This is a genomic window from Lentihominibacter sp., from assembly GCF_046951855.1.
GTDB classification, from domain to species: Bacteria; Bacillota; Clostridia; order Peptostreptococcales; family Anaerovoracaceae; genus Lentihominibacter; species Lentihominibacter hominis.
Genome location: NZ_JBKTXS010000003.1, coordinates 12,045 through 36,392, shown reverse-complemented (window position 1 = coordinate 36,392; position 24,348 = coordinate 12,045). Strand labels below are relative to the sequence as shown.

The 24,348-nt window shown below is 34.7% G+C and carries 24 protein-coding genes and 1 tRNA gene; 23 read left to right on the top strand and 2 right to left on the bottom strand.

Features of this window, described 5'->3' with window-relative positions; all coding sequences use genetic code 11:
• Positions 1-12 precede the first annotated feature (12 nt).
• The 5 genes from ACLR96_RS01465 to ACLR96_RS01445 all read left to right on the top strand — a co-directional run bounded on the left by ACLR96_RS01465 (position 13) and on the right by ACLR96_RS01445 (position 3,678).
• Positions 13-666 carry a chromate transporter gene (locus ACLR96_RS01465; RefSeq protein WP_177269496.1) on the top strand — a complete coding sequence of 218 codons (654 nt, stop codon included), beginning with the start codon at positions 13-15 and terminating at the stop codon, positions 664-666.
• On the top strand, positions 663-1,232 hold the full coding sequence (locus ACLR96_RS01460; protein ID WP_177269494.1) for a chromate transporter: 570 nt from the start codon (positions 663-665) through the stop codon (positions 1,230-1,232). The genes ACLR96_RS01465 and ACLR96_RS01460 overlap by 4 nt, the downstream gene beginning before the upstream one ends.
• Positions 1,223-1,672, top strand: a complete 450-nt coding sequence (locus ACLR96_RS01455; protein WP_177269492.1) for an NUDIX domain-containing protein — start codon at positions 1,223-1,225, stop codon at positions 1,670-1,672. The genes ACLR96_RS01460 and ACLR96_RS01455 overlap by 10 nt, the downstream gene beginning before the upstream one ends.
• Before the next feature lie 15 nt (positions 1,673-1,687).
• Complete coding sequence (locus ACLR96_RS01450) at positions 1,688-2,170, top strand: peptidylprolyl isomerase (RefSeq protein WP_177269490.1); 483 nt, start codon at positions 1,688-1,690, stop codon at positions 2,168-2,170.
• Positions 2,171-2,277: 107 nt separating this feature from the next.
• On the top strand, positions 2,278-3,678 hold the full coding sequence (locus ACLR96_RS01445; protein WP_187524852.1) for an MATE family efflux transporter: 1,401 nt from the start codon (positions 2,278-2,280) through the stop codon (positions 3,676-3,678).
• Between the two features lie 98 nt (positions 3,679-3,776).
• Here ACLR96_RS01445 and ACLR96_RS01440 read toward each other — a convergent pair whose 3' ends face one another.
• Together ACLR96_RS01440 and ACLR96_RS01435 are read right to left on the bottom strand one after the other, a co-directional pair.
• Positions 3,777-4,151 carry a helix-turn-helix domain-containing protein gene (locus ACLR96_RS01440; protein WP_177269486.1) on the bottom strand — a complete coding sequence of 125 codons (375 nt, stop codon included), beginning with the start codon at positions 4,149-4,151 and terminating at the stop codon, positions 3,777-3,779.
• Positions 4,152-4,509: 358 nt separating this feature from the next.
• Positions 4,510-4,585 (bottom strand) — tRNA-Arg (locus ACLR96_RS01435).
• 258 nt (positions 4,586-4,843) lie between these two features.
• Here ACLR96_RS01435 and ACLR96_RS01430 point away from each other — a divergent pair.
• From ACLR96_RS01430 to ACLR96_RS01345, 18 genes are read left to right on the top strand one after another with little or no spacing between them, the layout of a single operon-like run.
• Entirely contained in the window at positions 4,844-6,664 is a 1,821-nt protein-coding gene (locus tag ACLR96_RS01430; protein WP_177269484.1) for a polysaccharide biosynthesis protein, read from the top strand.
• A gap of 12 nt (positions 6,665-6,676) precedes the next feature.
• Complete coding sequence (locus tag ACLR96_RS01425; RefSeq protein ID WP_177269483.1) at positions 6,677-7,831, top strand: aminotransferase class I/II-fold pyridoxal phosphate-dependent enzyme; 1,155 nt, start codon at positions 6,677-6,679, stop codon at positions 7,829-7,831.
• Entirely contained in the window at positions 7,831-8,463 is a 633-nt protein-coding gene (locus ACLR96_RS01420) for a sugar transferase (protein WP_177269481.1), read from the top strand. The genes ACLR96_RS01425 and ACLR96_RS01420 overlap by 1 nt, the downstream gene beginning before the upstream one ends.
• Position 8,464: 1 nt before the next feature.
• Positions 8,465-9,106: a NeuD/PglB/VioB family sugar acetyltransferase gene (locus ACLR96_RS01415; RefSeq protein ID WP_177269479.1), complete on the top strand. Its 642-nt coding sequence runs from the start codon at positions 8,465-8,467 to the stop codon at positions 9,104-9,106.
• A gap of 5 nt (positions 9,107-9,111) precedes the next feature.
• A complete protein-coding gene (locus ACLR96_RS01410) occupies positions 9,112-10,350 on the top strand; it encodes a glycosyltransferase (protein ID WP_177269477.1) in 1,239 nt (412 codons plus the stop codon).
• A 25-nt stretch (positions 10,351-10,375) separates the two neighbouring features.
• Positions 10,376-11,470, top strand: coding sequence for a non-hydrolyzing UDP-N-acetylglucosamine 2-epimerase (gene wecB / locus ACLR96_RS01405; protein WP_177269475.1), 1,095 nt, complete (start codon positions 10,376-10,378; stop codon positions 11,468-11,470).
• Between the two features lie 18 nt (positions 11,471-11,488).
• Complete coding sequence (locus ACLR96_RS01400) at positions 11,489-12,376, top strand: hypothetical protein (RefSeq protein ID WP_177269473.1); 888 nt, start codon at positions 11,489-11,491, stop codon at positions 12,374-12,376.
• Between the two features lie 21 nt (positions 12,377-12,397).
• Positions 12,398-13,711, top strand: coding sequence for a nucleotide sugar dehydrogenase (locus ACLR96_RS01395; RefSeq protein ID WP_177269471.1), 1,314 nt, complete (start codon positions 12,398-12,400; stop codon positions 13,709-13,711).
• Between the two features lie 13 nt (positions 13,712-13,724).
• Positions 13,725-14,459, top strand: coding sequence for a hypothetical protein (locus tag ACLR96_RS01390; protein ID WP_177269469.1), 735 nt, complete (start codon positions 13,725-13,727; stop codon positions 14,457-14,459).
• Positions 14,460-14,504: 45 nt separating this feature from the next.
• A complete protein-coding gene (locus ACLR96_RS01385; protein WP_177269467.1) occupies positions 14,505-15,077 on the top strand; it encodes a DapH/DapD/GlmU-related protein in 573 nt (190 codons plus the stop codon).
• Positions 15,078-15,088: 11 nt separating this feature from the next.
• On the top strand, positions 15,089-16,162 hold the full coding sequence (locus tag ACLR96_RS01380; protein ID WP_177269465.1) for a Gfo/Idh/MocA family oxidoreductase: 1,074 nt from the start codon (positions 15,089-15,091) through the stop codon (positions 16,160-16,162).
• 13 nt (positions 16,163-16,175) lie between these two features.
• Positions 16,176-17,291: a glycosyltransferase gene (locus ACLR96_RS01375; RefSeq protein WP_177269463.1), complete on the top strand. Its 1,116-nt coding sequence runs from the start codon at positions 16,176-16,178 to the stop codon at positions 17,289-17,291.
• A complete protein-coding gene (locus ACLR96_RS01370; protein ID WP_177269461.1) occupies positions 17,291-18,607 on the top strand; it encodes an oligosaccharide flippase family protein in 1,317 nt (438 codons plus the stop codon). The genes ACLR96_RS01375 and ACLR96_RS01370 overlap by 1 nt, the downstream gene beginning before the upstream one ends.
• On the top strand, positions 18,607-19,740 hold the full coding sequence (locus ACLR96_RS01365) for a glycosyltransferase (RefSeq protein ID WP_177269459.1): 1,134 nt from the start codon (positions 18,607-18,609) through the stop codon (positions 19,738-19,740). Before ACLR96_RS01370 ends, ACLR96_RS01365 begins: the two co-directional genes overlap by 1 nt.
• Complete coding sequence (locus ACLR96_RS01360) at positions 19,727-21,115, top strand: O-antigen ligase family protein (protein ID WP_177269457.1); 1,389 nt, start codon at positions 19,727-19,729, stop codon at positions 21,113-21,115. Before ACLR96_RS01365 ends, ACLR96_RS01360 begins: the two co-directional genes overlap by 14 nt.
• Before the next feature lie 14 nt (positions 21,116-21,129).
• Positions 21,130-22,266: a glycosyltransferase gene (locus ACLR96_RS01355; RefSeq protein WP_177269455.1), complete on the top strand. Its 1,137-nt coding sequence runs from the start codon at positions 21,130-21,132 to the stop codon at positions 22,264-22,266.
• 21 nt (positions 22,267-22,287) lie between these two features.
• Positions 22,288-23,301 carry a hypothetical protein gene (locus ACLR96_RS01350; RefSeq protein ID WP_177269453.1) on the top strand — a complete coding sequence of 338 codons (1,014 nt, stop codon included), beginning with the start codon at positions 22,288-22,290 and terminating at the stop codon, positions 23,299-23,301.
• A complete protein-coding gene (locus ACLR96_RS01345; RefSeq protein ID WP_412265080.1) occupies positions 23,276-24,319 on the top strand; it encodes a GNAT family N-acetyltransferase in 1,044 nt (347 codons plus the stop codon). The genes ACLR96_RS01350 and ACLR96_RS01345 overlap by 26 nt, the downstream gene beginning before the upstream one ends.
• Positions 24,320-24,348 lie beyond the last annotated feature (29 nt).

Sequence of the window (24,348 nt, the reverse complement as noted above, 5' to 3'; positions counted from 1 at the left end):
CGGTGACGGTACATGAGCAATAACAATGGGAAAGCAGGCAGCGTTAAACAGTATATAAGCATTTTCTGGGAGTTTTTTAAAGTCGGCATATTTACCATAGGAGGTGGTATGGCGATGATACCGCAGATACAACAAGTAGTTGTCAAAGATAAAAAATGGCTTAAGGAGGAAGATATGCTGGACTGTATAGCTGTCAGCCAGTCCATGCCCGGAGTTATAGCCATAAACAGCGCTACTTATATAGGGAATCGTATGAAAGGTGTGAAAGGGGCGCTGGCAGCTACTATAGGAGTAGTCGCACCTTCTTTCATAATTATAATACTGGCTGTGACCTTTTTAGGAGCCATAGGTGAAAATAAGTATATACTGGGAGCTTTTACTGGAGTGAAGGCAGCGGTATGCGGCCTTATAGCGGTGACTGCTGTAAGGTTGGCAAAACAGAGTCTTGTTTCGGTATTCCAATGGATACTTGCTGTAATATCTTTTGTGGCTATAGGAGTTTTCGGAATTACAGCGATATGGGCCATTATCGCAGGAGCTGCGGCAGGAATAATATATAACAGTATAAGATTTAGAAACAGTGGACACTTGAAAGATGATGTGAATAAAAAGAAAGGTTCGACCTGTGAAAGAAACGATGATAAGAGCGGGGAGGCGGAAAAATGATGTATTTATATCTTTTTGCCATGTTTTTCCGGATAGGGCTGTTTAGTTTCGGCGGCGGACTGGCAATGCTTCCTCTTATCTTTCAAAGTGTTCAGGATTTCGGAGTCATGTCTTCGCAGGAATTTTCCGACCTTGTAGCTCTGTCACAAGTAACACCCGGTCCTGTGGCTGTAAATGCCGCTACATATGTAGGATTTAATTATTCGGGGATACTGGGATCTTTTGTTGCTACATTGGGCGTATGCCTTCCGTCTTTTGTCATAATGCTTATAGTGATGAAATTCATAGAGAAATTTAATGACAGCAAGGGAATACAGGGAGCTTTCGTGGGAATAAGGCCTGTAACGATAGGTATGATAGCAGCGGCAGCTATATTTGTCAGTGAATCTGTACTGGTGAATGGCTCTCTGATCTCAATGAAACTGTTTACAGGAGGCGTTGAATTTTTTAATTTTATCCCCATAGCAATGTTTGCCGTAACGATAGTTTTGGTAGGTGTGTTTAAAATGCGGCCTATAAGAGTGATGATACTGATGGGTATAGCAGGAGCGTTTTTATGTGGATAGGTGGAGTAAGAGTAATTGTATTGGATGATAGAGACAGAATGCTGTTGGTTAAACAGCGTCATGAAGACAATGATATATGGATGGTGCCCGGAGGCGGAATAGAAGACGGAGAAAATGCTGCCGATGCGGCAGTCAGGGAAGTAAAAGAGGAAACAGGACTTGATATTGAAATAGGGACTCTTATATGGCATGTGGAAGAAGTATCGCAGCGAGGACAGCGATTCGTGAATTTTTTTCTCGGAAAGGTGTCCGGTGGGGAGCTTGCGCTGGGAGAGGATCCGGAATTTGATGAAGCGCATCAGGTCCTCAGAGAAGTACGGTTTATGACACGTGAAGAAATGAAGTTGATCCCTAAACTTTATCCTGAATTTTTGCGGGATGAGTTTTGGTCTGTCTTTGAAAACGAAAAATTTGGTTATAACGTGTTCAGAATGCGTTAAAAGGAGGAATTATAAATGAAATATGTAAAGATTGAAATGGAAAACGGCGGTGTGATGAAGGGAGAACTTTATCCTGATATAGCTCCGAAGACTGTTGAAAATTTTATAAAGCTTGTGGAAGAAGGGTTTTATGACGGCCTTATTTTCCACAGAGTTATTCCGGGATTCATGATACAGGGTGGATGCCCTGACGGTACAGGAATGGGAGGTCCGGGTTATACAATAGAAGGAGAATTCACGGCAAACGGATTTAAAAATGATCTCAAACATGAAAGAGGCGTATTGTCCATGGCAAGAGCTATGGACCCTAATTCAGCCGGATCACAGTTTTTTATCATGGTGAAAAATTCACCTCATCTGGATGGGCAGTATGCTGCGTTTGGTAAAATAACAGAAGGTATGGAAGTGGCAGATGAAATCGTAAAACAGGACAGGAACAGAGCAGACCGGCCTGATGTACCTCAGGTGATGAAGAAGGTGTCCATCATAGAGGAGTAACATCTTTTGCAGTAATAACAGACTTAATGTTTTGATTTTTCCAATCCCGGTATGATCTGTCATTGTACCGGGATTTTTGATGCTCTGACAGAGAGGAAATATAAGAGATGAAGACGGTAAGTGAACATAAGAAAACGGATCTGGGAAGTGAGCCTGTGGGAAAACTTCTGCTGCGGCTTGCGCTTCCTGCAATAACTGCACAGATTGTTAATGTGCTTTATAACATGGTAGACAGAATGTATATCGGACATATTCCCAAAACGGGAGCTACAGCTCTTACGGGAGTAGGAGTCTGTTTTCCCGTAATTATGATAATCAGTGCTTTTGCTGCGCTTATGGCCATGGGAGGAGCCCCGAAAGCGTCAATTATGCTGGGACGAAAAGATCATGAAACGGCTGAACGTATTCTCGGCTGCTGTACGAGCGGAACTGTTATAGCCGGAATAATTCTGACGGGTGTGCTCCTGTTATTTGGAAAAGATCTTCTGCTTTTGTTCGGTGCCAGTGATAATACTATAGGATATGCAGAAGGATATATGCGTATATATGCATGCGGCACTCTGTTTGTGCAGATCGCTTTGGGACTTAATTCTTTTATAACTACACAGGGATTTGCAGGTATCAGTATGGTCAGTGTTGTAATTGGAGCAGTAGCCAATATAATCCTTGATCCGATATTTATTTTCGGTTTTGATATGGGCGTGCAGGGGGCTGCTTTAGCTACTATTATTTCACAAGCTCTTTCTGCTGCATGGGTCATCAGATTTCTTACCGGAAAACGGACAGCTCTGAAAATAAAAGCAAAATATATGAAAATCCAGTGGAAAATATATGGACCATGTTTGGCCCTCGGTATGTCCCCATTTATAATGCAGGCTACGGAAGGAGCCATAACTGTTTGCTTTAATTCATCGCTGCTTCATTATGGAGGAGATCTGGCAGTAGGCGCTATGACAATACTGAGCAGTGTGATGCAGTTTTCTATGCTTCCGCTTCAGGGAATCACTCAGGGAGCTCAGCCTATAGTGAGTTTTAATTACGGGGCAGGAAATGCCGTACGTGTTAAACGGACGTTTTTTCTTCTTCTTAGAGCCTCTGTCATTTATTCCATATCACTGTGGGCAATAGCAATGTTTGCTCCAAAGCTGTTTATAATGATATTTACTTCTGATGCTGAACTTGTTTCCTATACGATGTGGGCTATACGGATATATATGGCGATGTCTCTGATCTTTGGTATACAAATCGCCTGTCAGCAGACATTTATCGCTCTCGGCAATGCCAAGACTTCTTTGTTTCTTGCTGTTTTGAGAAAGATAATACTGTTGATACCGTTGATATTTACATTACCGATGTTTTTTGAAGATAAAACAATGGCTGTGTTCATGGCAGAACCGGTGGCTGATACTATCGCTGTGGCTACAACAGCCACTATGTTTCTCATACAGTTTAGGAAGCTGATGAAAAGAATGGAGGACGGCACAAAGATAGATGAGATCAGAAGCTGAAAAATTACAGGGGCTTGTGTTTAAACACAAGCCCCTGTAGTGTAAATGTATATGAGCAGAGGATGATATACAGACCGGCTACATAGTATCGGTCAAATCTATTCTATTGATTTGTCTTCCTGTCCGTTTTCAGCGGACAACATTTCTGCCAAGACATGAATATCTGAAGAAAGTTTATGATAACTTTCACTGATAGATATCAGCAGAGCAGAAATGTCATGAGTGTTTTTCCCGGAAAGCTGATCAGCCTGCTGCGGAAAAGGTGTTCTGCCGCATATTAGCTGTGAAACAGAAATTCCAAGCTTTTCTGAAAGTAGCTGTATGGTATCTGCCCTTGGATTTGCATCTTCCTTCAGATACTCCTGCAGGGAAGATCTGGCAATACCGAGTTCTTCGGCAAATTCTGCCAGTGAGATATTTCGTTGTGACATAGTCATTTTGAGTGTTGAAGCTATGTTTCTTTGTATTTTCATAAAAGACCTCTCCTTTCATCATAAGAATAAAGAGGCCTGATAAGCCCAGTAAATGCCATGATATTGGCATTTATACCGATATACCGGTACGCAAATAATAAAAAAGTCATTATTTTATATGTGACAAAAATCAGCCGTATATTAAAATCTCAGAAATTTAAAGGCTTTAAAGCACTATTTTGAGATATATGTATATATAATTTGATTTTAAAACCCAAAACGAGATATGAATGAAAAAGGAATGCTTTTCATAGAAGCGAGCTTTTTTATTAAGTTTTAATAATCTCTTTTTGATCTGAAGTTTCATCTGAGAACTGTAAATAAAAAAGGATTTCTGCTATATTGAGAAATCCTTTTCTGGCGAGGCACGAGGGACTCGAACCCCCAACCGACAGATTCGAAGTCTGCGACTCTATCCATTGAGCTAGTGCCCCAGATATGAATGTATCAATTATAAATGATTTTAGAAGAAGTGGCAAGAGGTTTTGTTTTGCTGAATGTAATTAATCTTATTTGACAGTGAGAGGAAAATCATTAAAATTTCCTTTAAAGTCTTTAATGAAACTTCCGATCTAAGTTTTCATTGTGAGCATATTCCTTGAAACTATCACATTTTTATGATAACATTAATCTGTATGTGCAGATAATGTATTGTACTTTTGATATAAATAAGTAATCAGGGAAAGAAAATTATGCGTTCAAAAATTATAAGAATAATAATTTTGATTATTATAGATGCTGCTATCGTAGCCTTCAGTTCGATCGCTCCGCTGGCATTGAGGTTTGGTATCTTTACGATGGACATGTTCTATCTCATACCTGCTGTTAAGTGCCTTCCGATAGATATAGCAATAACTGTAGCGGTTATGGCGGCATTTAAACTTTATAATCGGGTGTGGACATATGCGGGAGTAGATGAAGTGATTTCCGTGTTCAAAGCATCACTTGTAATAGAAGCGTTGTATGTTGCGTATAGGCTCCTGTGGAGCATCGCCATGCCACGCAGTTTTTATGTGTTTAACTGGGTATTTTTGTTTATTCTTCTGGCAGGTGCCAGATTTTCACTGCGGGTTTTCAGACAGTTTCAAAAGAAATATCAGAAAACAGGTGAAAAGCGGAGAGTAATGATAGTAGGCGCAGGCTCTGCGGCTTCTCTTTTGATCAAAGAGCTTCGTTTCGGACCCGGAACTTCCCGTGTGGTGTGTATAATAGATGATAATCCTGCCAAAAAAGGCAAATATATACATGGACTTCCTATAGTAGGGGACAGAGATGATATTCCTAAAATGGCGGATAAGTACAGAGTGGATGAAATAATCATCGCAATACCTTCGGCATCGCCTGTAACCATTAGAGATATTATTTCCATTTGTCAGGAGACAAATGCAAAGTTAAAGAGATTGCCATCTATTGCTTCAAGCCTCACATCGTCGCTCAGCAGTGCCATAAGAGAGGTGAATTATGAAGATCTGTTGGGAAGAGATGCGGTAGTGATAGAAAATCCGGAGCTTACAGATTTTGTTTCAGGGAAAACAATTATGGTCACCGGAGGAGGTGGCACTATAGGTTCAGAGCTCTGCAGACAGATTATCGCCAATAAACCGGGAAGACTGCTTATTGTGGATATATATGAGAATGGAGCATATGAACTGCAGATGGAGCTTGCCAGATATTATCCGGAAGCAGAGGTTCATGTATTAATAGCATCAGTAAGAGATTATGACAGGCTGGAAAGTATTTTTAAAGAATATCGGCCCGATGTGATATATCATGCCGCTGCTCATAAACATGTACCCCTTATGGAATATTCTCCTAATGAAGCTGTCAAGAATAACTGCAAGGGAACGCTGAACATGGCAAAGCTTGCTGATAAGTATGAGGTTAAGAAATTTGTGCTCATTTCCACCGACAAGGCAGTAAGACCTACCAATGTTATGGGTGCAACTAAGAGGATTTGTGAGATGATAGTGCAGACATACAGCAGAATGTCTGACACGGAATTTGTGGCAGTCAGATTCGGAAATGTATTGGGTAGTAACGGATCCGTAATACCACTGTTCCTTAAGCAAATTGAAGCAGGCGGCCCCATAACTCTTACACATAGGGAGATAACCCGATTTTTCATGACTGTAAGCGAAGCTGTTTCTCTTGTTTTGCAGGCAGGATTACTGGCAAAGGGCGGCGAAATATTTGTGCTTGATATGGGACAGCCTGTAAAGATATATGATTTGGCAGTAAATCTGATAAGAATGAAAGGCTACATTCCTGACCGGGATATCAAGATCGAGATAGTAGGTTTGAGGCCGGGAGAGAAGCTTTATGAGGAACTGCTGATGGCAGAAGAAGGCCTTGAGAGCACTCCTAATGATTTAATATTTGTGGGTCAGCCTATAGACATAGATAAGAATGTGTTTTTGGACAAGTTGAATAGCCTTATAGAAGTTGCCGAGGCTAATAGTCGTGATATAAAGGTCGAGATTAAGAAAATCTGCGACACATATACACCACAATAGGAGATGAAAAGCATGACTGAGAAGAAACGTATTTTTTTAGCTTCACCGCATATGAGTGATGAAGGATATGAGATGGAATATATAAAAGAAGCTTTTGATACTAACTGGATAGCGCCGTTGGGTGAGAATGTCAATAAATTTGAAGAAGAAATGTGCGACAAAATTGGCAGTAAAGCTGCGCTGGCTCTTTCTTCCGGGACAGCGGCTATGCATATGGCTATTAAGCTTTTAGGAATAAGAGTGAGCGATGTAGTATTTTGCCAGTCGCTTACCTTTTCCGCTACTGTGAATCCGGTATTATACGAAGGTGCAGAACCGGTATTTATTGACAGCGAACGGGATACGTGGAATATGAGTCCTGAGGCTCTGGAAAAAGCCTTTACTAAATATGAAAAAATAGGGAAACTTCCGAAAGCTGTAATAGTTGTTCATTTATATGGGCTGGCAGCGGATATGGAGTCAATAACAAAAATCTGTGATAAGTATAATGTTCCAATAATTGAGGATGCGGCTGAAAGTCTCGGAACTTTGTACAAAGGGAGAATGACAGGTTCTTTCGGTATGTATGGAATAGTTTCTTTTAACGGAAATAAAATAATAACTTCTTCCGGAGGCGGTATGCTTTTATGTAACGGGTCTGATGCAAAGCAGAAAGCGGCAAAAGCACTTTTCTGGTCTACTCAGGCGAGGGATAAGGCAAGACATTATCAGCATAGTGAACTGGGGTACAATTACCGTATGAGTAACATTGTTGCAGGCATAGGAAGAGGTCAGCTTAAAGTTCTTGAAGATAGAATTAATAGAAAGCGTGAGATTTATAATTATTATAGGGAAGCATTTTCAGATATAGACGATATAGAAATGATGCCTTTGCATGATAATATAGAAAGAAGTAATTGTTGGCTTTCATGTATGCTCATAGCGGAAGCGTCAAAAGTGACACCGCTGGATATACAGATAGCTCTAGAAGATGATGATATAGAAGCAAGGCCTGTATGGAAACCCATGCACATGCAGCCTGTGTTTAGCAAATGTGATTATATAGACAACGGTGGGGTTTCAGAAGAGCTTTTCAAGCGAGGCGTTTGCTTGCCTAGTGATACGAAGATGGATGAAGATGACCTGAAGAGGGTTGTAAATATAATTAAAAGCTTATGGGAAAAATGATGAAATACAAAAGAACTTTTTATGATAGATATATAAAGCGTAGTATGGACTTTCTGTTGGCACTTTTAGCAATAGTACTGTTAAGCCCTGTGTTAATCATTACGGCGGTACTGGTAGCTGTTAAACTGGGAAGGCCTGTTCTTTTCAAACAACAGCGTCCGGGACTTAATGAAATGATTTTTACCATGTATAAGTTCAGAACAATGACTGATGAAAGAGATACGGATGGTGAGCTTTTGCCTGATGATGTTAGACTTACAAGCTTTGGTAAAAAACTGAGAGCAACAAGCCTTGATGAGCTTCCTGAGCTGATTAATATTTTAAAGGGAGATATGGCAATCGTGGGACCAAGGCCCTTGTTAGTAAAGTATCTTCCCTTATATAACGATTTTCAAAAGCAAAGACATCTTGTCAAACCGGGTATAACCGGGTATGCACAAGTCAATGGAAGAAATGCTATAAGCTGGGAAGAAAAGTTTGAGTTGGATGTATTTTATGTTTATAAGATTAATTTTTTAATTGATTTTGCTGTTATCTTAAAAACTATAAAAACTGTTTTTATTCGTGAAGGTATTACTAGTGAAGAATCTGTGACAATGGAAGAATTTAAAGGAAGCAATGAGAACAAATAATATGAAAGATATAGTAATTATTGGAGCCGGTGGTTTCGGGCGAGAGGTACAGTGGTTAATAGAAAGAATTAATAAAAGAAGCAAAACATGGAATTTATTGGGGTATATAGATGATAATGTTGAAATAGGTACCATTATTAATGGATATGAAGTTTTGGGCGACATTAAATTTTTAAGAAAGTATAATAAAAAAATTAATGTTGTTTGTGCCATAGGAGTGCCTGAAATCAGGGGAAAAATAATAGAAAAATTATATAGTTTGGAGAATGTCTCGTATCCAAACTTGATTGATCCAAGCGTGGAGATGTCAAATCATATTGATATGGGCGAAGGCAATATTATATGTGCAGGAAGTATATTGACAGTTAATATTAAAATAGGGGATTTTAATATTATTAATTTAGATTGTACGATAGGGCACGATGATATAATTGAGTCATTTGTTACGATATATCCAAGCGTGAATATTTCCGGAAATGTTATTATTGGAGCGAAAACTGAAGTAGGAACTGGCAGCAAAATAATACAAAATAAAGTAGTAGGTTCTGATATAATAATAGGAGCAAATAGTACTGTTGCAAAGAGTATAAAGAGTGCAGGTACTTATGTAGGAACCCCTGCAAAGAGAATAAATAAAAGGTGAATATAATGAAAATATGGATGATTAATCATTATGCAACAAACCAATTTTTTGATAAAACAGGAAGACATCATGCTTTATCAAAGTACTTATTGAACAAAAATCATGATGTGAAAATTTTTTGCGCGAATACTATTCATAATAGTGATGATTTTATTGATTTAAAAGGTGATTTATTTATAGAAAAAACAGGTGCGGATGATACAAGTTATATTTTTGTTAAAGCAAAAATATATAAAGGTAATGGATTGTCACGAATTATGAACATTTTAAGTTTTTATAAAAATATTATAAAAACGGGATGCTTTTTTTTGAAAAATAGAGAAAAACCTGATGTTATTTTGGCTTCATCAGTACATCCGCTCACTTTAGTTGCAGGATTGAAGTTGGCTAAAAGGAGTAATGTACCATGTATTTGTGAGATTAGGGACTTATGGCCTGAAACTTTTTTGGATTTTGGTTTTACTAAAAAAAATCTAATTATTAAAGCTTTGTATGCTATGGAAAAATGGATTTACAAAAAAGCTGATGCTTTAATATTCACAATGGAGGGTGGCAAAGATTATATAAAAGAAAAGCATTGGGAGGATAGTGTTGACCTTTCAAAAGTATTTTATATTAATAATGGGGTTGACTTGGACGTATATTATAAAAATATTAGAGACAATACATATATTGATAAGGACTTAGAAAATAACGAAACATTCAAAGTGATATATACTGGATCAATACGACCCGCTAATGGTGTTGAGAATATCATAAAATGTGCAAGACACATAAAACAAAATGAAATAGAGTTTTTGATTTTCGGAGATGGTTCAGATAAAAAGCGTTTAGAAGAATATTGCTTTAAAAATGATATTAGCAATGTTAAATTCAAAGGAAAAGTGGATAAAAAATTTGTTCCTTATATTTTATCGAAGGGGGATTTATCATTGCTTAATTATAAGCAGTGTAAAATAGATAGATTTGGAACGAGTCAAAATAAATTGTTTGAATATTTGGCAAGCGGTAGACCTGTTATTGCAAATGTCCATATGGGATATGACATAATAGAAAAATATCAATGTGGTATTGCACAAGAATTCAATACTGATAAAGAATATGCTGATGCAATTTTAAGTATAAAAAAGTTGCCCACTGATAGTTATCAGAGATTATGCAATAATGCCAGGCAGGCAGCAGAGGATTTTGATTATAAAGAATGGGCAGATAGGCTTGAAAAAATTATTTGCCAGTTAGGTTAAATCAAATAAAAAGAAAGGCGTTGAAATGAAAATTTTATCGATTGTTGGTGCAAGGCCACAATTTATTAAAGCTGCGGTGATTTCAAGAAGAATTAGAGCAGTGCATACAGAGGTATTAGTACATACAGGACAACATTATGATTATAATATGTCGGATGTTTTTTTTGAAGAACTGGATATTCCAAAGCCGGACTATAACTTGGGAATATCAGGAGGCACACATGGGGAAATGACAGGGAAAATGTTGATTTCTTTAGAAGCGGTAATGAGGAAGGAAAATCCTGAATTAGTATTATTATATGGAGACACGAATTCAACATTAGCAGGAGCTGTTGCAGCGTCTAAATTGTTTATCCCAATATGTCATATTGAAGCAGGTGTGAGAGAAGCTGGGATAAAAAATGGAACGTTTACAAATCCTGAAGAAATAAATCGTGTTATTACTGATAGGGTTTCAACATACTTAATGTGTTGTACTAAGGCTGATTTGGAATGTTTACAAAAAGAAAATATGGGGGACAATGCCTATTTTGTAGGGGATTTGATGTATGATGCATTTAAATATTATTCTGAAAAGCGCTCTTTGCTACCAGTGGAAGTATTGATTGGTTTAGACGGAGAAAGTTTTGAAGTTCCAAGCAAATTTTATTATCTAACATGCCACAGGGAAGAAAATACGCGCACAGACGATGCATTGTTAGAGATTATGTTAGCAATGAATGAATTGGAAATCAAAACTATATATCCAGTTCATCCCAGAAACCAAAAAAGGGCAAAATTATTAAAAGAAAAACATTTATTGAATAATTTGATTTTGTGTCAGCCTGTAGGATATTTAATGTCTTTATATTTAGTGAAAAATGCTAAAAAAGTAGTAACAGATTCAGGTGGATTGCAAAGGGAAGCTTTTTTTGCAGAAACACAATGTATTACTATTGCGGATGATGTTGCCTGGATAGACACAATGACAGGGAAAAGAAATCAATTGTCTAAACCTAATAAAGAAGAGATTTTGGAAAAGTTAAGCGTTGAGCAATTAATAGGGCAAGACGAACATCCTTTTGGTAATGGTGATGCAGCAGAAAAAATCATTAAAATTATATCAAAGATTAATTTTTAAATAGAGGAATGTATATAGATGGTAAAAATCAAAAACATTATAAACTTTTTAGAAAAGAAAAATTTAAAAATCCAATTTACAGGTCAAAAAGATGATATGATTGAAGGTTTTTCTTCATTATACAATTATAAACCTCAAACAATAACATGGTGTAAGAATGCCAATATTATGGAAAATGATGCAAAGGAGCGTTATAAGCTGTTGGTTGCACCTGAATATAGAGAAGACTTGTGTGATAATTGTATTGTTACAGACAGTCCTAAATCTGTATTTTTCTTTATTATAGAAGAATTCTTTTTTACCGAAAGTAAACTACCTGATAGAGGAGCAGGTACATATATTTCTGAAGATGTTGAGATTGGTAAAAACGTTAAAATTGGCCATAATTGTGTTATTTCAGGAAAGATCAAAATTGGAGACAATACAATAATATACAATAATGTAAACATTATTAATTCTGTGAATATTGGATGCAATTGTACGATACAATCAGGTGCAATTATTGGACATGATGATTACAGCTATGTGGAGGATGAAAACCATAAAAAAAAGATGATCAAGCACTATGGTGGTGTTGAAATAGAGGATGATGTTTTAATTGGTCCCGCATGCGTAATAAATAGAGGAACGATAGATAATACTGTTATAAAAGAGGGGTGCAAAATAGATGCACAATGCCTGATTTCGCATAATGCATATTTAGGCAAAAACAGTTCATTAGTGTGTGGTGCTAAAATATATGGTTCTGTTAAAACTGGAGATAATCTTTATATAGCATCTGCAATGATAAAAAATCAAGTAGAAGTAGGAGAAAATGTAGTCGTTGGAATGGGTAGTGTTGTTTTAAAAAACATTGAAGATAATACTACAGTAATAGGAGTTCCGGCAAGGCCACTTAAAAAGTGATATAAATGGAAGGTGATTGTTATGAAAGATATGTTGCTTAAAAAAATTGAAGAAAGAACAATTAAAGTAGGCGTCGTAGGGCTTGGATATGTAGGCCTTCCTTTAGCTGTTGAGAAAGCAAAAGCAGGCTTCAAGACAGTAGGATTTGATATCCAAAAGGAAAAGGTGGATCTTGTAAATGCCGGGGATAATTATATAGGAGATGTGGTTGATGAAGATTTAAAGAAACTTGTAAAAGAAGGAATGCTTTCTGCAACCACAGATTTCAGTTTCGTAAAGGATGTAGATTTTATTGCAATATGTGTACCGACTCCATTGGACGAGCATCAGCAGCCGGATATCAGTTATGTTAAGGACTCGACTATTGAGATTGCAAAACATATGACAAAAGGAACTATGGTAGTTCTTGAATCAACAACTTATCCGGGAACTACAGAGGAACTTATTAAGCCATTGCTTGAAGAAGACTCAGGATTTAAATGTGGGGAAGATTTTTATCTTGGCTTTTCGCCGGAGAGAGTGGATCCAGGCAATAAAGAATTTAAAACAAAAAACACGCCTAAAGTTGTAGGGGCAATAGGTAAAGATGCAACTGAAGTTATCGCCTCAATGTATCGAGCGGTATTGGATGGAGATGTCTGTGAAGTTTCATCACCGGCAGTAGCAGAGATGGAAAAAATATTGGAAAATACATATAGAAATATTAACATTGGGCTTGTGAATGAGTTGGCAATACTTTGTAATAAGATGGGTATAAGCCTTTGGGAAGTGATAGATGCTGCTAAGACTAAGCCATATGGATTCCAGCCGTTTTATCCGGGACCAGGGCTTGGAGGACATTGTATACCGCTGGATCCTTATTATCTTTCATGGAAAGCGCGAGAATATGGATTTCATACGTCAATGATAGAGTCATCAATGATGATTAATGATAAAATGCCGGAATATTGCGTTGAAAGAGCAAGCTGGATTTTAAACAGATATAAAAAAGCTTTGAATGGTTCGAAGGTATTGGTGTTGGGGGTTGCATATAAACAGGATATTGATGATTATAGAGAAAGTCCTGCTATTCCCATCATTAATATACTTGAGAAAAATGGTGCCGATGTTGATTTTTATGATCCGTACATAAAATCATTTAAAGAAAATGGAAAAATAACAGAGGGACTTGATTATATTTCTGCTGAGGATATATCAAAATATGATCTTATTATGATTACGTGTGCGCATACCAATATAGATTATGATATGATTCAGAAAAATGCAAAAGCTATTTTTGATACTAAAAATATAATGAGTGATATAGCGGTAAGAGATAATATAGAAGTGCTATAATAGGAGTAAATGCATGGACTTTACATATAAAGCATATTCGGATATGGTGGAAAATTTAAGAAAAAATAATTATGCGTTTGCAGATTACCATAATTGGATGGAGTATGAAAAATGTGTTATTATGAGACATGATATTGATTATTCTATAGATAAAGCCTTAAACTTAGCTAAAATTGAAAAAGAGATAGGTATAAGTTCAATATATTTTGTATTAGTATCATCACCGTTTTATAATATTATGAATAGGGATATACGTGACAAATTAATGCAAATTATATCAATGGGTCATGGAGTAGGATTGCATTTTGATGAAATGAATTATAGTTGGGAGGATTATAAAAATAAAAACGGAATAAGAAATATTATATATGATGAAATAGCATTAATGGAAAAAATTTTAAATATAAGAATAAAATGTGTTTCAATGCATAGACCTTCAGATAAAACATTAGAATCAAATTACGATTTATCTCCGGTGATAAATTCATATAGCGAGGCCTTTTTTAAAAAATTTAAATATTTATCGGATAGTAGAAGACATTGGCGAGAGGATGTTAATAAAATTATTTTGTCTAATAATTACGATAGATTACATATTCTTACCCATGCATTTTGGTATAATGAGAAAACTGAAAATATTGAAAAGACCATAAGAAACTTTGTTGTTGATGGGAAATTTTATAGATACGATATGTTAGAAAAAAATATAGTTAAATTAGATGAAATTTTACAGAAAAAAGAGTTTTGATAATACTAAAAAGTAAAAAAGAGTTTAGACGTATATGGAGGGAAAATGAAAGACAAGGAAATTTTTATCCATGAGACAAGTATTGTTGATGATAATGTTAAAATAGGAGATAATACAAAGATCTGGTTTTTCTGTCACATTCAATCCGGTGCACAGATAGGTGAAGGATGTTCTTTTGGGCAGAATGTTAATGTATCAAACAATGTTAAAATAGGTAATGGATGTAAAGTTCAGAACAATGTATCCATATATGAAGGTGTTGAACTTGAAGATTATGTTTTTTGCGGGCCATCTATGGTGTTCACTAATGATTTGACGCCAAGAGCAAAGTATCCAAAAGGCAGTGCGGGTTATAAAAAAACTGTTTTGCATACGGGAGCTTCTATAGGAGCAAATGTTACAGTAGTATGTGGTCATGAAGTTGGAAAATGGGCGATGGTTGCTGCCGGAGCAGTTGTTACGAAAGATGTTCCTGATTACGCACTAGTGGCAGGAGTACCAGCGAAGCAGATTGGCTGGGTATGCGAATGCGGAGAACGTCTGAATGATGGTTTTCATTGTGAAAAGTGTGGGAGAATATATGATGTAGCCGATGGTGGTCTTTCGGAAAGAAAATAAGAGGAGAAAAAATGAAATATGCATTAATAGGTTGCGGAAGAATTGCAACAAATCATATGAAAGCGGCAATAAATAATAACTTGGAAATAGCAGCTGTATGCGATGTATTACCTGAAAAAATGGAAGAACTGCTTGCAAAGCATGAATTACAGAACGATGATACAATTAAAAGATACGAAGATTACAAGAAGATGATTGAGAAAGTAAAGCCTGAACTTGTAAGTATTGCTACAGAGAGTGGGATACATGCCGAAATTGCTTTACATTGTATAGAGAAGAGCGTTAACCTTATTATAGAAAAGCCTATGGCCATGAGTATGGAAGATGCTGACAAGATAATCAAGCTATCTGAAGAAAAAGGTGTTAAAGTATCGGCATGTCATCAAAACAGATTTAATGTAGCTATACAGCAGCTCAGAAAGGCTGTGGAAGGCGGAAGATTCGGAAAGCTGTCGCATGGCTCTATTCACGTAAGATGGAACAGAAATCAGGGGTATTATGATCAGGCCTCATGGAGAGGCACCTGGGCTCAGGATGGCGGAGCGCTTATGAATCAGTGCATTCATGGCATAGATTTGCTCAGATGGATGATGGGAGATGAAATAGAAGAAATCTACGGTGCAACAAGACAGCAATTCCATGACTATTTAGAGGCAGAAGATGTTGGAGTGGCAGTAGTTAAATTCAAAAATGGCGCTATCGGTACTATTGAAGGAACGACTAACGTGTATCCTAAAAATTTGGAAGAAACCTTGTACATATTCGGAGAAAACGGAACAGTTAAGATTGGCGGAACTTCAACTAATAATATTGATGTATGGAATTTCGCAGATGAAACAGAAGAAGATAACCAGAATAAAGGATTAAAGGAAGAAACAAGTAATGTATACGGAAATGGACATACAAGCTTGTTTGCTGATGTTATAGATGCTATAGAAAATGACAGAACTCCATATGTGGATGCAGTTGCCGGCAGAAATGCATTGGAAGTAATCCTGTCAATATACAAGAGCCAGAAAACAGGACAGGCAGTAAAGCTGCCGTTAACAGATTTTGCATCTACTGATATGGAAGGAGAATTTTAAGAGGTTGTAAATAATGGTAGTTTTATTTCTTGCATCAGCGAAAAGCACCCATACGGTAAGATGGGTAAATACGTTGGTAGAAAAAGGCATTGAGGTACATCTGCTGTATAATTCAGGACATAATCCGTTTAAAGACAAAATTGATTGTCGTGTGAATATGTGTGAATTAAAATATTCAGGAAGTAAGGGATATTATTTTAATGCAATTGAAGTAAGGAAATATGTGAGGAGAGTTAAACCTGATATTATTAACGCTCATTATGCCAGTGGTTACGGCACTCTTGCAAGAATGGCTGATATTCATCCGGTGATGCTTTCGTTTTGGGGAAGTGATATCTATGAATTTCCTTTTAAAAATCATTTTAATTATAATGTAATTGTCAAGAATATAAAAAAAGCAGATTATATAGCATCTACAAGTGAATGCATGGCGAGAAAAATAAAAGAGGTGATTGGTAATGATCAACTCTATATTTATTTAACTCCTTTTGGGGTAGATTTAAATATGTTCAATCCGAGAAATTATGAAATAATTGATCGACCTCAATGTATAATTGGAACCGTTAAGTCATTGGAAAGTGTATACGGCATAGATAAATTAATTTTAAGTTTTGAAAAGTTAATTGAGAAAGCCAAGAATTCGAAATTCGAGAGCAAATTGTTTTTGGATATATACGGAGAAGGAAGTCAAAAAAATTATTTGCAGAATCTTATTAATGAGAAAAATCTTTCAGATATTATTACATTAAAAGGTAAAATACCGTATGGTTTTGTTCCTGAAGCATTAAATTCATTTGATGTATTTTGTGCATTAAGTAATAATGAAAGCTTTGGAGTTGCAGTTATAGAAGCCATGGCAATGGAAAAACCTGTTGTAGTATCTCAGGCTGAAGGGTTTAAGGAAATAGTAATCAACAATAAAAATGGATTTATTGTCGATAATAATGATTATGAACGCATTTCTGATTTGATTTTTGACATTATTGCAGATAATGGATTAATGAAAAAAATGGGAAAAGAAGGACGTAAAATTGTGGAAAAAAAATACAATTGGAATGATAATGTAGATAATATGATAAGTATATATACGGACATAATTAAGGAATATAAAACGGACAGGTCTTCATAATGAGAAGAAAAGTTAAAAAATATCTTAATAAAAACACTATAGTTAATGGTGTAAATAAAATGAGAGAAAAAGGCTTCTTCTCTGTTTTTTTGGGGTCATTATTGGTTAAATGTATTTCGTTTTGTTCTGTATTGTTTTTACCAAGAATAATTGCGGATACATCTCAATATGGTGTTCTGAGTATTGTAGATAATTTCAACTCATACCTTCTTATAGTAAGTGGGCTAGGCTTATCTAATTCGATTTTGAGATTTTGTGTATTGCAGGAAACTTATGCAGGGAAAAGAGCCATTTTTGAGTTTTGTTTAAAATGGGGAATGGTAATTAATGGATGTATATTAGTTCTTGTTATTTTAGGATTGTCTAATATTGATTTGAGTATTGAAGGCTTGGAGATATATTTGTTTATTGGGTTGGCTTTACCTATGTTTTCATATGTATTTGATTGCATTAGTCTGTTTCTTAGAGCCGATATGAAAAATAAAGAATATGCCAGGATTTCGGTAATATATACAGTACTTTATGGAGGCTTTCAAATATTACTTGCTTTGGGTTATAAAGTAATGGGGGCTATAGTAGGTAGATATATGGCGTATATAATAATAATTGTTGTTGCAATAATTATTATTAAGAAAAAAAGCGAATTGTTTTCAACAAAGCCGTTGAAATTAAGTCGAGATGAAAAAAAGCAACTCATTTATTTTGCAATAGGAGGGTTGTTTGCAAACGCTTTTTCTATAATAATGCCGATGAATGAACAAATGGTGGTAACCGCAATAATAGCGGATGAGACACAAACAGCTTTTTATAGAGCGGCATCTATTGGTCCGACCAATCTGCAATTTATCGCCAATGCTGTAGTTATTTGCATATATCCATATTTTACAAGGCACTCTGATGATTTTGATTGGATTAAAAAAAAGACTTTCGTTACAATAGGTTTATTGGGAGCGATTATCTTGCCGATGGCGATTATATTATTTTGTTTTTCTCCATTTTTGATAAAATTTATTTTTGGAGCAGATTATATGCCGGCATTGGGATTGATGCGAATAATGTGGTTTACTTTTTCGATAAACAGTATATTAAGAATGCCGTTAGGGAGTATTCTTGGCGCAATAGGAAAGGTGAAGTTTAATGCTATAAATTCAGGAATTACAGCAATCTGTCATATTATTTTAGATTGTATTTTTATAACAATATATGGGATTAACGGGGCAGTAATAGCATTAACAATTGCATATACAGTTTCAGGATTAGTAAACTTATTGTATATTTTTTATTTGTACAAGAAAAAGAGAAAGGAATCTTTATAATGAAGATATTGATAATCCCCTCATGGTATCCAGATAATGATAACAGTTTAAAAGGTATTTTTTTTAAAGAATTGGCTGAAGCGCTTGCTAAAAAAGGTAATGATGTAGCGGTATTATATTTTGATATTAGTTTCAGAATGAAAAGAAAAAATATAGGGATAAAATATGAGATAATTAATGGAGTTCATGAATTTAGATGTAATCAAAAGAATTTATTTCCGGGTTCTGTAGAAGGGGCAGAGATACAGAATCGATTTAAAGTAGGTTTTATGTGTAAAAAAATTGCAGAATCATTTGGGATCCCAGATGTTATTCATCTGGAATCATGTAGCATGATAAACATCGCATTAGATATAAAAAAAAGATTTGGTCGTCCATTAGTCTATACGGAGCATCTGTCAAATGTATTAAAAGATCAACCGGAAAAATTTTATTTTAGAAGATTTAAAAAAGCATTATCTAAGTGTGATACAGCTATAGCTATATCAGAGCCTTTTAAAAGGAAAATGAACAGATTTGGATTGGAAAAGGTTACTTTGATTCCCAATGGGATAGCGATAGAGAATTTTAAAAATTCTCGACATCAAGGAGTCTTTACAATAAAGGCATTGGGATCGTTAAGAGAAATAAAAGGATATGATGTTTTAATCAAAGCATTTGCTGAATTTGCGAAAGATAAGGAGGATACAAAACTTATTATAGGGGGAACGGGAAATCAATATGATTATTTATTGAACTTGAGAGATTTGTTAGCAGTAGAAAATGATGTTGTATTTGTAGGGCAAATAAATCGAGAAAAAATATCTGATTTTTATTCGGATTGTTCATTGTTTGTTTGCTCCAGCAGTTTGGAAACGTTTTCCATAGTTACAGCTGAGGCTTTATGTTCTGGCGTGCCGGTAGTGTCAACAAGATGTAAGGGACCTGAAAGTATGATAAATAAAGATAATGGTTTGTTGGTTGATGTTGGGAACGTTAAACAGATGGCAGAAGCATTTCAGTATATGTATAATAATTTGGAGTTATATGATAGAAGGCAAATTGCAGAATATGCAAGGGTAAAGTTTGGATATGACAGTGTAGTCAGCAAACATATTAAGGTATATACGGAGGTAATAGATGGCGGAATTTAAGATTAGAAATGTAAAAGATCTAACAATAAGAAAAGCTCTAATTTTCATATTATTGGCAAGCCTTTTTTTTAATGGATATTTATATTGTTTTCGTTTTGAGATTTCAGGTATAATAATTGATGTTTTTCGAATTGTGTTGTTAGTTTGCTTAATAATATGTTTGTATATGGTTTTAAGAAAGCAATGGGATATGGAGCCACTTTTACAAAAGTCAGCTTTGTTTTTGGAAGTAATTATTTTGTGTATGATTATTCTTGCAGCATTTTGGGTTGTCTTAGGAAAATCTGTCGAAGGTGCAGTTTCTGAATTGATTGCAATTGCAATTAATTTGCTTTTCTTTTTCTGCCTTTCTCTTTTTGTTAATACCAATAAAGAGCTTTGGCAATTTGCTGTAAATGTATTTAAATATATAGGAATAATAATAGCGATGATTTCATATTTTGAAATTATTTGGGGATTTGAATTACCGTCAAGCAGGTTTAACGATATAGTTTATTGTAAACCTTATACATTTCATCCGGCAACCGCATTTTTTGCTAATGAAAATAATTTGGCGGCAATGTTATTAGTTGTATGCGCCATAATTATTGTCCAAGTATTATATTCGCAAGAAATAAAGAGCTTTGCCATTCATTTAGCTCAGCTTATTTTTGTTTTGATTCCGGTAGTTATGAGTGACTCTACATTATTTAGGCTGGGACTGTTTGTAATTGTAATAAGCAGTATAATTATTATGCTTATAATTAAAAAAGATAAAAAGCCGGTATTGATGAAATCTGCGGGTTTGATAGGATGTGTTTTTTTATTTACTGTTGCTTTGAAGAGAATTATTAAAGGGATTTTTATTAAATGTAATATGGCTTTATATAATGGCAATATTAACCTTAATTTTGAACAGTTAGAAAAGATATTAAGAGGAGACAGCCTTGTAGATCAGATAAATTATGATGGAATGGGAACCTTTGAAGTCAGAAAGAATTTGTTTTTTTCAGGAATTGATACAATAAAAGAAAGTCCTATTTGGGGAAATGGACCTAACAGCTTTACAGATATTTTTCAAAATAATGTTGAGTATACTGTTAAAACTGCAGATGTTATTAATCCACATAACTATATAGTGGAGTTAATGGTTCAATACGGTCTATTGATTGCAATTGCATTTATAATACTATGTATATTTATTATATATGTTACAATTAAACATATGAAAAAATCAGAGGGATACAGGGCTGTATTATGTTTTGTATTGTTTATAGCATTTGCTATAAGTACGGTAATGCCAAGTACTTTCTTAAAGTGGACAATCTATCAGGTTCCATTATATCTGACAATTATCGGTGTAGACTTATTTCTTAAAGAAAGTAAAATTCATTGAGGAGGAAATAGTCAATGAAAGTTTTAATAGTCTCTCCAGGATTTATTCCCAGCGCTACTGTCGGGAAAATAAGAATGGTAAGCTTAAGCAAATATTTAATGCAGTTTGATAAAGTTACCGTAATACAGAATAAAATAAGCTCTTATCCGCAGATTACGGATGAAAAACCGGTAAAGGGAGTTAAGGTAATCGAAGCTGATGTGGGCGAAACATTTTCTTCCGGTGTTAAAGCATATAAACGCGCATTAAGTAAAGTGGATTTAGCTTCATATGATATAGTAATAATAAGTGTTGGACCATATTATACATTACCATTGGTAAATGAAATAAAGAGAAAATCTGATATACCTGTAATAATTGATTATAGAGATTTATGGACAAGGTCTTACAGAGACAATGATAAGCAAAGTAAATTAGAAGAATATGCAAAGTCCTTTTTTTATGAAAGACCTGCATTAAAGAAGGCTGACGGAATAACTATTTGTGATGAAAAATCATTACAGGCATTAAAAGAACAGTATAGTTTTCTTGAAAAAATAAAATCAAAAGTTATTTATAACGGATATGATGATTTTGCATTAAAAGATATAAAATTAAGAGATCGTGAAAATGATAATAATACGATTACCATAGGCATTTATGGTAAGTTTAGTATATATGTAAAGAGCAGTCATCTTCCATGGATTGTGGAGGAACTTGGTGAGTTTTGGAAGGCAAAAAATATGTCTCTTAAAATAATACAATATGGTAATAAGGAACCTGAAATGGAAAAACTGTATTCTCAAAATGATATAGATTATGAATGCAGAGGCTTTGTGGAATATAGTAAGGGTATGCAGGCTTTGGCTGATGAAGCGGATGTTTTAATGGCTTCAAATGATGCGATAATGGGTTATGGTACGAAAATATTTGATTACATTTTTTTAAACAAGCCGATAATTATGTATATTATTCCAGGGTCCACATCAGATGCTTTTGTTAATTCTTTTGATCACGGATATGGCTTTTTTACGCGCGAAGAATTAAGAGCTGCGTTTGATGATATATATAACAGCAAGGCGAAAGTGCTGGGAGAAAATATAGATTATAAAAAATATGGCAGACAAATGCAGAATACTATATTTAGAGATTTTATTAAAGAATTTATATAGATATTATAAGGAGTGTTTGAGTTGAATCGTATTTTACATATAATTAAAAAGGCAGTAACTTGTGATAAGATATATTTTATATTGGCATTATTAAAGCGAAGAAATATAAAACCACCTCGAATTTTAAAATTTTTTGCAAGAAGAAAAGTAAGTAAAAAACAAAAACTTTTTCAGGAAATAAAAGGTTTTAAATTATTGGACATAAAAACTCCGGATAACTTTAATCAATGTGTTCATCCTGATTTAATTAAATTGGCGGATGCAGATTATTTGCTTGCGTTAACACCATATCCATTTGGTAATGATAAATATGAGAGGCCAACCATATATAGAAGCAGCGATAAGTTAATGTGGAAGTATATTGCGGGGCCAATAGCATCTGAGCAAGAAGGTAAGAAGAACCATTTATCAGATCCAACATTAGTGAAATTAGACACAGGGGATATTCAGTGTTATTACCGTGAATGTATATATAATCAGGAGATCCCCCTTACTAATATATATAGAATGACTAGCGAAAATGGTTATTTATGGAAGAATAAGGAGTGTGTTGTGTCGGAGCCCATGGATAAATTCGATATAATATCTCCGTCTGTAAAAAGTGATGAGAGAGGAGTACATGCTTATTTTTGTTTAAAACAAAATAAAGAAATAAAACTTATGTATACAAAAAATCAATTATTTGAAGTGGAGGGTTGTTCAGAAGTTGATTTGAGTAATTGTATACCGGAAGGTAAAATGCTGTGGCATGTATCGCATATTTGCAACGGAAAAAATGATATATTGTTGTTGACATTATCAGATGACTTCGGCGGGTCTAATAGTGAACTTTATATGGGAGTTATTGATAATAGAAGTTTAACGGTAAAGGGAATTAATAAAATACGTATTAAAGAAATGGTTCCGGATATATTGATAGAATATAGAGCAACAGGAATAGTTGAGAATAATAAAATTATTATAATTGTTTCAGTTATGTTTAAAGATAGAATATGGGGGTGTATTGAATTTGAAACAGGAGGAATTGGTATTTGATTTTGTAGGGACAGAGAGAAAAGAGGAGCAATTAGAATTATTCAATAAAACCTTTGGCCAGTCATTTACTTTAGAGAATTGGAATAATAAACATTTTAGCAATCCATATGTTGGCTGCTCAGAAAATATAGGTCTGTTTGATAACGATAAATTAGTTGCATTTAATATGTTCATGCCTCAGGAATATATAATTAACGGAAAAAAGCAATTGTTGCTGCAATCATGTGAGAGCGTGGTTGATATTGATTACAGAGGCGAGGCTTATTTGAGCAAAATTCTTACAAAAGCTGAAGAATTGTTAAAAAATAAGTATGATATGATATATGGAATTCCCAATGATAAATCTAAAAGAACTTTTGAAAAATTGGGATATAGGACGAAATATGATCTGGATATAATGATCAAATTAGGAAATAAGTTTAAACTTTTTAAAGAATTACTTATAAGAGTATTAAAGATAAAGCCAAATGATAAGACTATAGATTTAGATAAATGTTTAATCAAAACTTTCAGCAGTGATGGAATAATTAAGATATCCAACTGTTTTCCATTTTATGGAGAATGCGAATTTTTGAGTGATAGTATGGGATTAAATAAAAACAAGTCTTTTTATGATTGGAAAGTTAAAGATAATACCAGTTCAGGGAAAGTAAAAAGATTTTTGTATGTTGAGCAAGAAGGGAAATTGTTGTTTTATTGCATTATATCTTTTTCTATTGACGGAGGGATGTGCAACGCTGAGATTTTTGATTTAAAGGTGAAAAAAGATGCTGATATGTATTTAAAAATAATAGTACGTGGGCTTACTAAGTTTTGCAGTACAGTTAGAATGTTGGTGCCACAGAATGGTTTGCAGCAAAGATTGTTAAAAGATATTAGATTTAGAATTTATAAAAAATCAGTATGTAAATTAATGTACAAAATTTTAAATGATAAAAATGATATATTAAAAAGTTTTGTGGAAAAAGATTGTGGATGGGAATTCAACATGATAGAGGCTGATACGGCATTGAATTGAATAGGGCATGTGCCCTATTTTTTTAATAT